The sequence below is a fragment of the Mesobacillus subterraneus genome (genome assembly GCF_003937825.1).
In the GTDB taxonomy this organism is placed as follows: Bacteria; Bacillota; Bacilli; order Bacillales; family Cytobacillaceae; genus Mesobacillus; species Mesobacillus subterraneus.
This window is the reverse complement of record NZ_RSFW01000017.1, coordinates 79352-95176: the sequence shown is the minus strand read 5'-3', so window position 1 is coordinate 95176 and position 15825 is coordinate 79352. Positions and strand designations below refer to the sequence as shown.

At 41.5% G+C, this 15825-nt stretch carries 16 protein-coding genes; 12 read left to right on the top strand and 4 right to left on the bottom strand.

Annotated elements, in window-relative coordinates; genetic code table 11:
* Positions 1-9 precede the first annotated feature (9 nt).
* From EJA10_RS14940 to EJA10_RS14925, 4 genes are all read left to right on the top strand, one after another.
* Positions 10-393 (top strand): phasin family protein, encoded by a 384-nt coding sequence (locus EJA10_RS14940; RefSeq protein WP_125480821.1) that lies wholly within the window; start codon positions 10-12, stop codon positions 391-393.
* Positions 394-407: 14 nt separating this feature from the next.
* The gene (locus tag EJA10_RS14935; protein WP_125480820.1) at positions 408-2084 is read left to right on the top strand and encodes an ABC1 kinase family protein; all 1677 of its coding nucleotides are present in this window, start codon (positions 408-410) and stop codon (positions 2082-2084) included.
* Between the two features lie 109 nt (positions 2085-2193).
* A complete protein-coding gene (gene glsA / locus EJA10_RS14930) occupies positions 2194-3120 on the top strand; it encodes a glutaminase A (RefSeq protein ID WP_125480819.1) in 927 nt (308 codons plus the stop codon).
* Between the two features lie 104 nt (positions 3121-3224).
* Entirely contained in the window at positions 3225-3881 is a 657-nt protein-coding gene (locus EJA10_RS14925) for a hypothetical protein (protein WP_125480818.1), read from the top strand.
* A gap of 60 nt (positions 3882-3941) precedes the next feature.
* On the opposite strand, the gene EJA10_RS14920 is transcribed toward EJA10_RS14925, so the two are convergent.
* Positions 3942-4316, bottom strand: a complete 375-nt coding sequence (locus EJA10_RS14920; protein WP_170169156.1) for a hypothetical protein — start codon at positions 4314-4316, stop codon at positions 3942-3944.
* Between the two features lie 5 nt (positions 4317-4321).
* Positions 4322-5512, bottom strand: a complete 1191-nt coding sequence (locus tag EJA10_RS14915) for a ParM/StbA family protein (protein WP_125480817.1) — start codon at positions 5510-5512, stop codon at positions 4322-4324.
* A 204-nt stretch (positions 5513-5716) separates the two neighbouring features.
* Here EJA10_RS14915 and EJA10_RS14910 point away from each other — a divergent pair, with 204 nt between their 5' ends.
* The 3 genes from EJA10_RS14910 to EJA10_RS14900 all read left to right on the top strand — a co-directional run bounded on the left by EJA10_RS14910 (position 5717) and on the right by EJA10_RS14900 (position 8835).
* Positions 5717-6502, top strand: a complete 786-nt coding sequence (locus EJA10_RS14910) for a CsxC family protein (RefSeq protein ID WP_125480816.1) — start codon at positions 5717-5719, stop codon at positions 6500-6502.
* Positions 6503-6832: 330 nt separating this feature from the next.
* Positions 6833-7612 (top strand): CsxC family protein, encoded by a 780-nt coding sequence (locus tag EJA10_RS14905; protein WP_125480815.1) that lies wholly within the window; start codon positions 6833-6835, stop codon positions 7610-7612.
* 92 nt (positions 7613-7704) lie between these two features.
* Complete coding sequence (locus EJA10_RS14900) at positions 7705-8835, top strand: hypothetical protein (protein WP_125480814.1); 1131 nt, start codon at positions 7705-7707, stop codon at positions 8833-8835.
* Positions 8836-8873: 38 nt separating this feature from the next.
* On the opposite strand, the gene EJA10_RS14895 is transcribed toward EJA10_RS14900, so the two are convergent.
* On the bottom strand, positions 8874-9671 hold the full coding sequence (locus EJA10_RS14895) for a CsxC family protein (protein ID WP_125480813.1): 798 nt from the start codon (positions 9669-9671) through the stop codon (positions 8874-8876).
* 243 nt (positions 9672-9914) lie between these two features.
* On the bottom strand, positions 9915-10415 hold the full coding sequence (locus tag EJA10_RS23430; protein WP_170169155.1) for a CotY/CotZ family spore coat protein: 501 nt from the start codon (positions 10413-10415) through the stop codon (positions 9915-9917).
* An 18-nt stretch (positions 10416-10433) separates the two neighbouring features.
* On the opposite strand from EJA10_RS23430, the gene EJA10_RS23425 reads away from it, so the two are divergent.
* The 5 genes from EJA10_RS23425 (at position 10434) to hutU (ending at position 15814) form a co-directional block, all read left to right on the top strand.
* Positions 10434-10889: a hypothetical protein gene (locus EJA10_RS23425; RefSeq protein WP_170169154.1), complete on the top strand. Its 456-nt coding sequence runs from the start codon at positions 10434-10436 to the stop codon at positions 10887-10889.
* Between the two features lie 172 nt (positions 10890-11061).
* Positions 11062-11664: a branched-chain amino acid aminotransferase gene (locus EJA10_RS14885; protein ID WP_246017810.1), complete on the top strand. Its 603-nt coding sequence runs from the start codon at positions 11062-11064 to the stop codon at positions 11662-11664.
* Positions 11665-11937: 273 nt separating this feature from the next.
* The gene (gene hutP, locus EJA10_RS14880; protein WP_125480811.1) at positions 11938-12375 is read left to right on the top strand and encodes a histidine utilization transcription antiterminator HutP; all 438 of its coding nucleotides are present in this window, start codon (positions 11938-11940) and stop codon (positions 12373-12375) included.
* Between the two features lie 104 nt (positions 12376-12479).
* Complete coding sequence (hutH, locus tag EJA10_RS14875; RefSeq protein WP_125480810.1) at positions 12480-14003, top strand: histidine ammonia-lyase; 1524 nt, start codon at positions 12480-12482, stop codon at positions 14001-14003.
* Between the two features lie 149 nt (positions 14004-14152).
* The gene (gene hutU / locus EJA10_RS14870) at positions 14153-15814 is read left to right on the top strand and encodes a urocanate hydratase (protein WP_125480809.1); all 1662 of its coding nucleotides are present in this window, start codon (positions 14153-14155) and stop codon (positions 15812-15814) included.
* The last annotated feature ends 11 nt before the right edge of the window (positions 15815-15825 follow it).

The window sequence follows — 15825 nt, the reverse complement described above, 5'->3', positions numbered from 1 at the left end:
GTTTTTAATATGAATGATTTTTTAAAAAGTGGTTTTTTACTAGGGTTAGGTGCAGCAGTGACAGGGAAGGAGAAGCTGGAAGAAACCATCATGAAACTGATCGAAAAAGGCAATATGTCTCAGGCAGAGGCTGATACGCTTTTCGATGACTTTTTCAGGAAGGGAGAAGAAAAAAGCGGGGAATGGAATGAAGACTTTATGAAAATGGTGAAAAATCAGCTGAAAGAGTATGGTTTTGTGACACGCGAAGAACTTGAGACAGTGCAGGCACAACTGACATTGCTAAAGGAAGAAATCGCAAACCTTCGAAACAGCAATTTAAATAAAGAATTGGATCAAGTTGAAAGAGGGATGGAGAATATCCCCCCTGGATTTTCAAAAGATGTTGAGTAACAGCAGGTGATGGAATGTTGACTGAGAGTTTGAGACGATTAAACAGATATAGAGAAATAGCCTCAGTATTTGTAAAGTATGGATTTGGCTATGTATTGGAAGAGGTAGGGCTGTTCCATATCCTATCCATAAAAGACCGGATGAAAGCGGAGGTTAAAAACGGGAACACCCAGGAAGCTGGATACAGAATCAGATGTATGCTGGAAGAGCTGGGACCTGCATTCGTGAAACTCGGGCAGCTTCTCAGTATCAGGACTGACATGCTGCCGGAAGAGATTGTCAAGGAATTGGAACTGCTCCAAGACCAGGTACCTCCTGTTCCAATCGAGGAAATAAAAGCAAAAATCCAGCAGGAGTTCAGTAAGCCTGTCGAGGAAATATTCGACTCTTTCAATGAGGATTGTATTGCGGCAGCATCAATTGGCCAGGTGCATGAAGCGGTGCTGCCGACCGGAGAATCGGTAATGGTGAAAATCCAGCGTCCAGGGATTAAACATATTGTCCATACAGATCTTGAAATACTGAGAGATATAGCTAGATTAATTGAACAGCGCTATGATTGGGCACGATATTACAACATTACAGATATGGTTGAAGAATTGTCTGAATCGATTCGAAGGGAACTGGATTATACAGAAGAAGCACGCAATACGGACATTGTTCAACAGCAGTTTGAGGATGATGATTCAATCAAGGTGCCAGTTGTCTACCATGACTATTCTACTTCTCAAATCCTTACATTAGAAAAGGTTGAAGGAATCAAACTTAACGAGCTGGATAACATCGTTGCAGGGAAAGAAGAGAAAGAGATGATCGCCGACTTATTAGTCCGTGCTTTCGTTACCCAAATCCTGAAAGAAGGTCTATTCCACGGTGACCCCCACCCAGGAAACATCCTCTATATCCCTGAACAAAAACAACTGGTCTTCATTGATTTTGGACAAGTTGGCAGACTTTCCGCAAGCATGAGGTATGACGCTGCCTCCATGTTGATCGGAATCATGCAGGAGGATACCCATAAAATCGTCAAATCCATTTTCAGGATGGCCTATGTGCCATCCGATATAGACGAACAGCATTTTTACGACCATGTAGATGGGATTAGAATGGCAATCGGGCATACGTCAAACAAGGGGCAGAGCCTGGGCTTCACTGTCCGGGAATTGTTTGCAGCCGCACAGGAGCACAAGATCCTTCTTCCAAAAGAACTGACTATGGTGGGGAAAGCTTTGATCACCATCGAAGGCATCATTTCAGAGATTGATCCGGATTTGGACATGATTGAACTTGCCAAACCCTATGGCGAACGGATCATGAGAGACAGGTATGATCCGGTGAAGCTGGGTAAGAGGATGTGGGATAAGGCAGAGGACTTATCCGATACTATCACGAATATACCAAATCAGGTAGAAGATGTGTTGGACCAGGCAGCCAAAGGAGACTTGAAGTTTGAAATCAGTCTATCTGAAATTAACCGGATTCTTCATAAATTTGATCGGATCAGCAACCAGGTTTCGTTCAGTTTGACGCTGCTTGCTTTCAGTATTGTTGTCCTGGGGCTGATTGTTGGAGCAACGTTTGGCAATAATACGGTGCTGACTAGTGTCCCGGCAATCGAAATCGGTTTCGTTATTGCATTTGGGATGTTTTTGTGGATCATTTATTCCATCTTGAAATCAGGGAGATTTTAAAGGCAATGTTGATTCATTGCCTTTTTTCATTGGTTTTATATGGGTAAGTTGAAGATGATTGGGTAATTGTAAACTATATCGGAATCATTTAGTAATGGAGGATTCTATTATGCCATGCAAATCTACAGACGAATTAATTGATTTAGTGAAAGAAGCGAAGAAAGTCACTGGCAATGGGAAGGTGGCAGATTATATCCCTGCGCTTGCCAAAGCGAATCCGGAGGAATTGTCTGTCGCAATCTTTCATGATGACGGGACTTGTGTTTCAGCTGGAGATATCCAGCAAAAACTTACCTTGCAAAGTGTCTCTAAAGTCCTGACTCTGGCCCTTGCTCTGATGGATTATGGTGAGGAAGCTGTTTTCAATAAAGTGGGATATGAACCTACAGGAGATCCATTCAATTCAATCGTCAAGCTGGAGTTCAGCCCTTCTAAACCGCTGAACCCTATGATCAATGCCGGAGCATTGGCTGTCACTCATATGATCAAAGGGAAGGACCCCGATGAACGGTTCAAGCGCATTCTCTCTTTTATACAGGACCTTGCCGGTAATTCTTCCATCGGCTATTCAGAGGAAGTCGCAAACTCGGAATATGAAACGGCAGACCTGAATCGGGCACTTTGTTACTTCCTGAAGCAGCATGGCGTGATCGAAGAGGATGTCGAGGAGCTGCTCCTGGTTTATACAAAGCAATGTGCGATCGAAATGGATTGTCTTGACCTGGCAAGAATCGGGTGTGTGTTTGCGATGGATGGTTTAGAACCCGTCACGAACCGCAGGATTATTCCCGCGCATGTTGCCAGACTGTGCAAAACCTTCATGGTGACATGCGGGATGTATAATGCGTCAGGAGAATTTGCAGTCCGTGTTGGCATTCCTGCGAAGAGCGGTGTTTCAGGGGGCATCATGGGTTCCGTTCCCAACCGGTTCGGCATAGGGATTCTCGGTCCCGCATTAGATGAGAAGGGAAATAGTATTGGCGGGATAAAACTGCTGGAAATGATGTCAGAAAAATATAAAATGAGCATGTTTTAAATCGGTAATTTATATGTAAAAATCCAGACAAATATTACCTGGGGTGGTATCTGGTTTTGTGTTACTATAGAGAGGCAATATACCTACTTTGAAAGGAGAATAGTATGTTTGCCCAACAAAAAGTAGTTTCCATTCAGGAAACATTAAAAGGTGCGGCATTCGATGAAATTGGAGAGTTATTTTACTTTGCCAATGAATATTATGGAGAATACCTGCTTGATTTGGTAGATGAATTCACAGGGAAAGCCAGAATGGATGAGAACATATCGTCGATGTTAATACCCCATTTTTTATCCTGGGCGGTTTTTTCTCATCAGCTCCCAAATGCGAAGGAAACAATTTTGCAGTTATATCTCGAGTCCCCACACTATAAAATCAGGAGGAGACCAAGAATTCATCGCATTATCAGTCAGTGGAAGCATTCAATGCCAGGCATCTATTTTATAGAAGAACTTGTCGGTGAAAGGGTCCTCGTTGTGACGGATGTATTTCAAATGAAGGAAAAGGTTGTCGGGATCTACAATGAAATATACCAGCAGCCAAAGGAACGCGATCTTGCCCTGGGATATCTGCTGCCGGCAGGAGATGCCACCCATTCTCCAATCATCGATTTCTTCCACATCCCAATCACCCACAAAAAAGAAGTCTTAATGCAGGTTGTAGATTACTACTGTGAACACGTAACAGACGATGATCATGCATTCTTCGTCACCCACTACCCGGCTCTTCTTTCAATTGTTTCCAAAGTTCTTCAATCCTGAACTGAAATCCCAAAAGTAAAGGACGTGTACTTGTGTACCGTCCTTTTTGTTGTTTCATGATTACCCTCCGAAAGCTTCCAGTATGTCCTCGACGTCCTTTATGTTCAGCAATTTTACTGCATCTGTCTCTTCCTTATTACTTCTTTGTTGGGCAGCAGGCTTGAACTGGTATACCCCATGTTCAAGAATTGATTTAATGTCAGCAAGCTGGCGAAGAATTTCACCCGCACCGCCATTCACAGAAGGCCTAGGATTCAAGTAAAAATGGAGAGCAGCAAACACCAGATGGTTCAATGTGCTGTTTTCGGCATGATATTCAATTTGATCCACTATTTTGGGTGAAACAGAGTATGACTCGCCGGTCTTGACATCAATATATCGTTCAGGGACGGTTATCGCGATCTTATTCTCATAATCTGTATATGTGTTTGACATACCGATCACCCTTCGATAGAGATTAGTTCCTCGGTATTCTCATGTTGTTTTTTTAGTTGATTCATTTTTGCCAAAATCATGAGTCCGAAGACATTCAATTTTTCCAAATTTTCAGGGAAGGTCAGGTCAATAGGCCGGCCCTTGTCTGACCATCTCACTGCGGCTTCCTGGATTTGCTTCTGGGCTAGCTTTGCAGCACCTCCTACAGCAATGTATCTCGAAGCTCCTTTTATCTCACTTGAACTGCTTCTTGCCCGGTCAAAGTGCTCGAGGTATTTAATCGCCATAATCCTCAATTGGGGAATCACATACTTGCTGATATCCTTCTTGACTCCTGCGAAGGGTTCTACATACCATTCGGATTGGCCGGCAAAAAGCTTTTCTTCAAGCTCAGACCTTGAGTCGAACGTGTAAAGTTCATTCTTGCTTACTTTTTTTATAATTGTATCCAGGAATAAGTTGATCCCGAAATGATCACCTTCAACAGAAGCTACTGGTTTATTGTTCTTGATTCCGACAAAGTCGACGGAATCACCTCCGAGATCGCCAATGATGATTCCTTTTTTTGAATCCTTCATCAAGCTGTCATCTTTGATTGCAAGTGTTTCAACATCGCGGATAAGTCCCAGATAAGCACAAGCCCCTTCAGCGCCGATAATCACATCCTTGATCTCTAGCTTTACACTCAGTTCTTTCGGTTCAGGGATTCCAGCTACTTTATGGAGGGTAACTATATGGCTTCCAATCAGACGCTGCTTCAATAATTCCTTCTTTTCCTTATATTGCGTCGTTGGGAGAGATACAGCCAGTTGGTCTATACAATAATTAAGTTCCATGTCATCCGGGTTGATAATCGATGCATGGTAAGCTGCGGCAGCAAAGAGAAGGATATAGGTGCGATCCTCGTCTGCTTTTTGGTTATTGCTTGCAGTCAAGCTGACGTTCCTTTGCTTGGCAGCCGCTTTTCCTGCATAGAAAATCTCTCTTTTATTTGTGACCGCCGGGCTTTTTACCTCTACGATCAAATTTTCTTCGAGGTCCATATCTTCCTCGTCATAGGGCTTTTCATAAAATTCATCATCGTACAATGCGATAGCGTTTGGCATCTGGTATTCGCTCAGTTCTCCTTGATCAGAGGCCAAAACTTTATACCAGCTGTTGCCTATATCGACAGCAAAGTAATTGAAATTGTTCATTTTATCCTCCTCCTTTTGAATTCTATGCACTACGCATGTTCAATTGTGCGTGTACCTATAGATAACAGTTCAATGGAAAGAAAAAGACACTAAACTCTCTCAAAATAATAAAAATCCGCATTTGTTCTGATTCATTTATCTATGCCAAATAATCTAGTAGGAATAGGATAAATTGTACAAGAAATTTTAAAGGAGGAAAAATGAATGACTAATGAGCATAAAGGTCCCCATAAAGGTCCTCGTGGATGTGTTAATGTAAGAAAGTCTGCTTCCATGAATGAATGCGTAAGTACACCAGCAGAAACAGTTGGAAATCCTGCGAATATTGCTGTAACCCTAGCTGATATCAATGTAACGGATCATCTGGTTGCAGAAATCTCATTCCCTGATCCAGTTCTAGAGATTAAGGATATTAAAAAGCGGGTGAAAATTGTTCAGTGCAGATTGCTTTTAGCTCCGCTGCCTGAAAATGGTGATTTCCCTGCAGCAGGAATCCCATTATTCCTTAAAGGCTTCATTCGGAAGAATATTCAATATGCGACACCTTGCTATCATGCAAAAAGCGATTGTGTTTCATCTGAAATGCGCTCTTTGACTGTCGATGTTCCATTTGAGTGTGTTACAGTACTCACCGAAGACGACTTCTTAACTTTACCAGTATTTCCTTCATCCAACACTCGCGCCGAATTCGACTTCTTCAGGTCCCAAAAGCTTGGTCATGGATACCCTGAAAAGGATCATTTACTGTCAAGTGACCTGTCTCAGTTCCATCAAGTCAGCACACAATTCTACAATCAAATCCCGTTTTGTGAATTAGTGAGAAGCGATATTATACAATGGGATGAGTCAATTGATCGCTATCCGCTTCCTGAAAATGGACCATTTGAAGAAGGTACATTCCATACAATTGTAGAAAAAACCTTGCTGCAATTCCGAGTAAGAATATACCAAAATCAGCAAGTAGACCTGAATGGTTTAATAAATGGTTAATTCCTAAAAAGTAATCAACGACTGATCAACGACTGATTAAGGAGAAGCATGAAATACCCATGCCTGTACATGGAATTCATGCTTTTTTCTATATATTCCATACATATTCATGGACACTCCTGTTTGCCAATTTCAATAGAAGAAAAAAATCGCCGAAAAAAATTTTTACTTTCACTGGATGCAAGTACATTGCAAGAGGAATAAAGGGGAAAGAGTGGGTACTTGCCTCAGATTCCGCTGATGCCCACGGGCATATGCCTAGACCCGAATAATCAAGGTGCATAGGATAGAACATCTTCACTATAAGGAGTTTTAAGGAGGAGCCTAATAATGTTTGAACTAGATAAAAATAAGAAAGCCGATTATGAGTGTGCACCATCAAAGGACCATTTTGAATGCAAGCCTCACCATCATCATCCACATGTAAGCCTGGGAAAGATGGTGACAAAAGTGCCGGTGGTTCTTGCTGAATTATGCCTTCAAGCGAATGTTGACACCAAGATTCATTTTCCGGAGCCAGTGTTGGAAATCAAGGATATCAAGAAAAGATTAAAATTAACGCAGTGCAGATTACTGCTGCCGACAAGCAAGCTTTTTATTAAGGGTTTTGTAAGGAAAAATATTCAATATGCAAGCCCTAGCATGGAGATTCAGGAATCAACTTCCTCTACAGTAGCTTCCGATCTTCACTCATATACTGTAGACATCCCATTCCAGCTTGTTACTGATATAAAAGATTATTTGTCAAAGCCTGTTCAACCGAATATGAACAATCGTAAAGAATTCGATTTCTTTGTTTCCAAGCCATTGTCAACGGGATATCCTGAAAAGGATGAACTGCTAACAAGTGATTTATCCCAATTCCACCAGGAAAGCACACAGTTTTATAATGAACTGCCTTTCTGCGAACTGGTATCAAGCCAGATAATTGAATGGGATGAGGCTATTGACCGACAGCCCCTTCCAACATCCTCGCCGATTGATGAGGGTTACTTTAATACAATTGAAGAAAAGATGGTTATCGACTTTACAGTCAGAGTCCTTCAAAATCAACAAATCCGTGTATCTTCTGCAACAAATGATCACTCATACTACGACGAGTCTGAATAATATATCAGTTTCAACTGCGGGGGATTATACTAAGATTTCTATAGTATGTCCCCTTTTGTACTTGAAAAGAGCTGAAAGGAGGGGAGAAGAGAATGCCACCTGAAACGCCTCCCTTTCGAGGCAGATGGACAGCAAGCCTATCAAATCCGCCGGCGCCTATAACTGAAAGACCTGGTCAATCGCAGAAAAAAAATGAAAAAAAGACTGCAAGTCCATTGATTTTGCAGCCCCCAAAAGTTAAGGACGTTGATTTGAAACAATCACTTCCCAGAAAACAATTGTTCCGGGCTGAACCAGAGGAAGAACTAGTCGAGTCTTCGGAATTTGAAACTGAAGAACCTCTTGCCAACAGTGAAAAAAAACCAGGGGAATTCATTCCTTATGAGGATATTTCTGAACTTAACATGAGTAAGGAGGAGGCCCTGGAGGCTGAGGAAAGCTCGGAACACATATTCAGTAACGAAGAAAGTTCTGAAGATTCTTTTTCTCAAGACGAAAGCTCCGATCTACAAGGTACAGTGAAAAGTGAAAAATTTAACAGTAAATCTTATAAATATCCCTTGCTTGACTCAGTATCAGATTTACTCGATGAAAGCGAAAGCTCCGACGAAGGCGAACGTTCCTTGGATTCTTTAGAATCACTGGAGAAAATGCACATGAGGTACGGGGAAAGACCTCATGAAATCAAGGTTAAACTGCCTGTCAATTTAGCTCATGTAAATCTAGAAGTGGATATATTTGATATATTTCCAATAAGCAGACCTATTGAGTCTGTGACAAATGTGGAATGGTCCATTCATTCCATAGATATGGACATTGTTCTTCCCACTGCGAATTTTTTCTCAAAAGGTATATTACTTTTAGATTTAGAGTATGTAGAGAATGCAGGAGATCAAGATTCCGGAACAATGCATTCTTTAAAAATCCATGTTCCTTGGAGTAAGATTTTAAAAGTTGAGTGGCTCATACAGCCTGAACTGTCTTGCAACCATAATAAGGAGTATATGTTTTCTGACCATGATGGCAGTGATCCGACCTTCCACAGGGAATTCAGTGAGAAATTAGTGGATAAACTTAATTTTCAATTGACAAGTCTTAACTGTATCTGGAATGAGCAACTAATAGAAAATGAGAAAATCTTAGTACAGGGAACTGCAAACATGCAAATCGATATCTACCAAAAGCAATGTGTAGATTTAAGAGATTTAGTGTGTCTGCATTGATATATAGGGTGCCTCGCTGGAGACACCCTAATTTGGTTTTAGTCTCTCATCATGTCATAAATTCTTGCATTCATGCTTTTCGGACCTTTGTATTCTTCCTGATAGGAACAAGAGTCTTTGCATTCATCCTTTTTTTCATACTTAGAAGGCAATTCCACCTGCTGCTCCTGCAGTAATTTAATAAACAAGCCAACTTCCATTTTTTCTGTGATGCGAGTGAATCTTCCCCAGGCATCATGATCCTTGTAAAGATCTAAGTCGTTTACAAAGGAGAATAGTAGTTTGCAGTCAATTGGCTGATTATAATACTCGTACGTGTAAGCACCAGAAGTGCAGCTATCTGCTCCCATACCGTACTTGTCAATGAATCTTCTTTCATACTGTGTATTTTTTTGGCTGAATTTTTCATGGTCCGGATGATTTTTTACATATACCGCCTGATTGCAGCTAAATGGTACATCCACACTGTAATCTTTAACATTTCCACTGCAGCTTTCTACATATTGAATGTTTTTGTGGACAACACCTGTAATAAACAACTTGACCTGATGGGGATTCATCTTAGAAGGGATTGCTTTACATTGCTTCAGAGAAACATTTCTGCGCATATGTTTAATCTCTCTTGCTGCTGTTGGAAGGTAAATATCTGCCTCTACTTCAGCTTGTATTTCCACTTCCGCCAATGGGACAGGTACATCCACAACAGGGTATTTAAGATTTTTACCTGTAGGTGGATAAGAATTGTTATCGCAGTCTACCCGTAGAGTTTTTGCTTGGTCACATTTAGGCTGAGGCGGGCAGCCATAACTAGAATTGCATCCTGTATTTCTTTTCATTTTTTTCACTCCTTTTTTTTTATCAAAAGGATCGAGAAACTAGTTAACCTAGCTTCTTTCTTTTGACTTACTATTTTTATATGCCAATTTAAAAATAATGAATAGACGTATGATAGAGGACAAACACATATTTTTAATATTTGTAGACTTGAGTGTTGAGGAAACAAGTAAAAACCCCACTTCCTGTATGAGTGAAGGGGGTATGTGTCTAGCATTTTTGTTAGAAAATAGAGAAATAGTCTATTAACGGGCCTTCTTCTTATATCCGCCGTTTAAAAGTCTATGAGGGTCCATTTTTTTCACAGCAACAGGCGGGAAGCATGTAATGCCTGTAAAATCATTCAGGTCTACTTCAAAGCATGCTCCTGTGGCGACAAATCCTTGTATGCCATGGTTTTTTTCACATCGCTCTGGACATAATAATTCCAAAATAACACAACAATCCGAACCTTTAACAAAATCTACAACTCGGAAAAAGCTAGAACGGATATCAAAAAAACAGCCATTAATATTGACAACTCCAGTGCCTACAAAGGTTTCGCACTCACCTATACATCCGCAAAGCAGTTTAAATGGAATGGTATCATTGTCAGAATGCTTGCAATGGTTGAGCAGCTCTTTTATTGAACGTTCACAGCTAACATCACAGCCGCGTTTCTTGCGTGCTACTTTCTTTTGGGCTTCATTAATTTCTCTTACTTTGTCACAAACACAGCTATGGTCTTTGTGTTTGTAGTCTTCCATGGTATCGGACTCGTCAAAGTGATGCCAGTCATAATCCTTGTGCTTTTTCTTCTTAAAGTCATGACATTCGTGGTGGTCATGACATTTGTGGTCTTTTTGCTTTTTGTGATTCCAGTCATCACTTTCCTCGTGGTCGTGCCGCTTATGGTGTTTATGCTTTTTGTGATTCCAGTCATCACTTTCCTCGTGGTCATGGCACTTATGGTCTTTATGCTTTTTGTGATTCCAGTCATCACTTTCCTCATGGTCGTGCCGCTTATGGTGTTTATGCTTTTTGTGCATCCAGTCATCGCTTTCCTCGTGATCGTGCCACTTGTGGTCCTTATGCTTTTTGTGTTTAAAGTCTTCGCTTTCTTCATGGTCATTATGCTTGAAATATTTGAAGTCTTTTTTTGTTTTGCATTTGCTGCACTTACAATTATGATTTTGATGATCATGGTGAATAAACATTTGGGACTCTCCTTTCATACATAATAGTTGGTCTATTATCAGCATATGGGGAAAAGCCGTTTTCGTATGGGGAAATAACCATCTTCAATAAATTCTTATCCTGCAGAAATCAGTGCGGAATTTGCTATTTCTCTCTTTTACATTCAAAATTAAAGTACAAACTAAAGTTAAAACTGATTCATGGAGGGAAGCCCAGGTGTTAAAAAAAGAAATGGAACGTTATTTCCAAAAGAAGCTTAGTGAAAACAAGGACAGCATTGAACTTTATTACGAGGAGAAAGAGTATGCTCTTAAACATGATTTGATCGATGTGGACTTGATTTCGATCCGCGAGTTACCATCTGAAAATCGATTCCGTAATGCTTATATTGAAAGAGGAAATAAAGAAACAGAGGAGTTTTTGTCCCAGGAAGAGGACGACTTCCTTAAACATAAGATAAGCTATTTTGATGAACATAAAAATGAATTTATCTATATTGAGTCTGAATGGTGGTCAATCGTTGGTATCGATGGTGTTGCTTTTGAAAAAGACGATGTCTTTGGAAATTATGACGTCATGCTTGGTTTGAAGTTGCAAAAGAAACAGGACTCAGCAATCAGGCGATTTCTGAGTGATAATCTAAAAGGTGAACAGGCAACCTACGACTTAATGTTCGATGGAAATGAAGGAGTGTGGAGTCTCAATTTCGCACTGAATGATTTAGAGGATTTCAATGAAGAACTTACAATAGATGAAGCATTCCGGATAATATACAGCTTCTTGATCAAACTGGCAGAAACAATTGAAGGTCTACAATAATTTTTCATAGACGTCTGCGCGGGTTATTTTAAAAAGATTAGAATGTATAAAAGCTAATTCGAGCTATCCAGCGCTAAGCAGGATTGCCCTTATGGACTTCCTTAGTATATTGTGAATCGGGGGTTATTTTTAAAAAAATCCCTTTAGTGTAGCAGTATATCACTATGGTAATATACTAAAATTTACCAAAAGAGGTTGACAGGTGGGGAGTCATGCACATAAAATGAGGGTAGTTATTAGTCAATAGACAAAATTCTGAAATCGGGGTAAGTTATGAACCGAAGTATTTCCATAGGGAAGACAGCGATACTGCTGACGACCTTGTCAGAACAAGAATTGAAGTTATTAAGCCCGACTTTGGATAACGTGAAATTTTGTATTGGCCAGGTTGGATCTATGAATATGCAAAAAGTAATCTCTGCAGTAGAGACAGCAGCTAGGCGGAACGAACTGATCCATTCTGGATTGTACCGCGAAACTCATGCACTCTATCACGCCATCATGGAAGGCATGGAAGGTGTAACCAGAGGTCATTTGGCTATTGGAGATATGAGCAGGACAGTAGGTCTCCGATTTGCTGTTGTTAGAGGAAAGCCTTTTACAAATGAAGGCGAAGGAGAATGGATCGCAGTCGCTTTTTATGGGACAATTGGGGCTCCCATAAAGGGCTCAGAGCATGAAACAGTTGGTTTAGGTATTAATCATATATAGAGTTGCATTGCCTATAGTCAATAGTCATAAGGAGGCGATGATGGTATAACTATGCCATTGTCGTCTCCTTTTTAATTTAATTATTTTATCAGGAGGCAAGTTACATGGTCATTTTAACCGGGTCAGCATTGAATCTTGAACAAGTTAAGCGGGTATGCTTTGATGGGGAATCAGTTTCCGTAAGTCCGGAAAGCATGCAGAAAGTTAAAAAGAGCAGAGATGCAGTAGAGAAAATTGTCAAAGAGAAACGGACAATTTATGGAATTAATACTGGTTTCGGTAAGTTTAGCGATGTAATTATTGATGAACAAGATGTGAATGCACTTCAGTTAAATCTGATTCGTTCGCATGCTTGCGGAGTGGGCGATCCTTTTCCTGAAGTCGTTTCCAGGGCAATGGTGTTATTGCGTTTGAATGCTTTGTTAAAAGGGTTTTCCGGTATAAGGCCTTTAATTGCTGAGCGTCTTGCCGCTTTGTTAAATAATCATATACATCCTGTTGTTCCCCAGCAAGGTTCACTCGGGGCTTCTGGGGACCTTGCACCCCTTTCTCACCTTGCCCTCGTTTTGATAGGAGAAGGGAGTGTTTTTTACAAGGGCAGGATTTGCACGACTGAGGAAGCAAATAAAGAAGAAGGGTTGGAAGCAATTTCTTTGCAGGCTAAAGAAGGTTTAGCTCTGATCAACGGAACTCAGGCTATGACAGCCATGGGAGTTGTCAATTGGATTGAAGCGAATGCACTGGCACTGCAAAGCGAGTGGATTGCCGCTTTAACAATGGAGGGGCTGGAAGGTGTTCTTGATGCATTCCACCCAGCTATACATGAGGCCAGAGGGTATAAACAGCAAATAGAAGTTGCAGAGAGAATGAGGGGATTGCTGGATGGAAGCAAGCTTACAACGAGACAGGGAGAAAAACGAGTCCAGGATGCCTACTCATTAAGATGTATCCCCCAGGTACATGGGGCATCCTGGCAGGCCCTTGATTATGTGAAGGAAAAATTGGAGATTGAAATGAATGCTGCAACTGATAATCCTTTAATTTTTGAAGATGGTGATCTGGTCATATCAGGAGGGAATTTCCATGGTCAGCCTATAGCGATTGCCATGGATTTTATGAAGATTGCAGTGGCAGAATTTGCAAGCATTTCAGAGAGACGGATTGAGCGTTTGGTAAATCCGCAGTTAAATGATCTTCCTCCATTTTTAAGTCCACAGCCTGGGCTGCAATCTGGCGCGATGATTCTGCAATACAGTGCTGCGTCGCTAGTTTCTGAAAATAAAACACTTGCCCACCCTGCCAGTGTTGATTCAATTCCATCCTCCGCAAATCAGGAAGACCATGTCAGCATGGGGACGATAGCGTCTAGACACGCGTACAGTATCATACAAAATGCCAGGAGAGTGTTGGCTATCGAGTGTATATGTGCCCTTCAAGCTGTTCAATATAGGGGCATTGATAAAATGTCTCCTCAAACTAAGAGTTTTTATGAGGATGCGAGACGAATAGTTCCTTCTATCACCGAGGATAGAATCTTCTCTGAAGATATTGAAAGACTTGCAGATTGGTTAAAAAAAAATAATAGACAATGGACAGCTATAGAACAGCGAGAAGTAAACGCTGTGTGAAACAAATAGCTTGCTGTTCAAAGCCATGGTGATTCTTAGAGTTAAGGGCAGTTAATAGATTTTCACTAATAGTACGAAGCATTTATTTGCTTAAAGTTTAGTAAGCTAGCATTCTTTTCAACTAAAAATACTTAAGGGAGTGTAAGAGGATGAAATTAGAATCTACCAGAAAAATACAGGCCAAGATAGGGCTTGAGCTAGAATGCAAAGGGTGGGAACAGGAAGCAGCATTAAGAATGCTCTACAATAACCTGGACCCCGAGGTAGCGGAGAGGCCAGAAGACTTGGTGGTATATGGCGGAATCGGGAAAGCAGCGAGAAATTGGGAGGCATTTGATGCGATTGTAAATACTCTGCGCCGCCTTGAGAATGATGAAACGTTGCTTGTTCAATCTGGAAAGCCTGTAGCTGTTTTTAAAACTCATCAAGCTGCCCCGAGAGTATTATTATCCAATTCTGTCCTGGTGCCTAAATGGGCTAATTGGGAGCATTTCCATGAACTCGATCAAAAAGGGTTAATGATGTATGGACAAATGACCGCAGGAAGCTGGATTTATATCGGCACCCAAGGGATTTTGCAGGGAACGTATGAGACGTTTGCTGAGGTAGCAAGACAGCATTTTGGAGGTTCATTGAAAAATACCATTACTTTGACAGCAGGTCTTGGAGGAATGGGAGGTGCACAACCTCTTGCTGTCACCATGAACGGTGGTGTCTGTATTGCAGTCGAAGTTGATCCTAAGAGAATCCAAAAGCGGATTGATACACGTTATTGCGATAAAATGACTGAATCGATTGAAGAGGCAATTAGCTGGGCGACAGAGGCGAGGCACAAAGGAGAAGCCTTATCAATCGGATTGGTTGGAAATGCAGCAGAAGTGCATTATGAATTGCTGGAGCGGAACTTTAAGGTAGATATCGTAACCGACCAAACCTCGGCTCACGATCCCCTAAATGGTTACATTCCAGTTGGATGCACCCTTGAGGAAGCTGAAAAACTTAGAAGAGAGAATCCTGATGAATATATTAAGCAAGCCTCTTTGTCAATGACTAAGCATGTGGCTGCGATGCTCGAGTTCCAGAGAAAAGGGTCAGTTACTTTTGATTATGGAAATAACATTCGACAGGTTGCCAAAGACCAAGGTGAAGCAAATGCTTTTGACTTTCCTGGGTTTGTCCCTGCATATATCCGTCCGCTTTTCTGTGAAGGAAAGGGACCCTTCCGCTGGGCCGCTTTGTCAGGGGACCCTCAGGATATTTATCGTACCGATCGGCTCATCAAGGAACTCTTCCCCGAGAATGAACCGCTTCAGCGCTGGATTGATATGGCCCAGGAAAAAGTAGAGTTCCAGGGGCTTCCCGCTCGTATCTGCTGGCTTGGTTATGGTGAAAGGGTAAAAATGGGATTAGCGATTAATGAATTAGTGCGCAATGGGGAGTTGAAGGCGCCAATCGTAATAGGAAGAGACCATTTGGATTGCGGTTCAGTGGCCTCGCCCAACCGTGAGACAGAAGCCATGAAGGATGGCAGTGATGCGGTAGGGGACTGGGCAATCCTTAATGCTCTTGTAAATGTCGCTGCTGGCGGATCGTGGATTTCAGTTCACCATGGGGGCGGGGTAGGAATGGGCTATTCTCTGCATGCCGGCATGGTAGCAGTAGCTGATGGTACCGACTTGGCGGAAGAAAGGTTAAGAAGGGTTTTGACAACGGACCCAGGGATGGGAATAGTGCGCCATGCAGACGCCGGGTATGAAAAAGCAATAGATGTTGCTAAGGATAAAGGTGTCGACATTCCCATGTTGAAATAAGGCCAATAGGA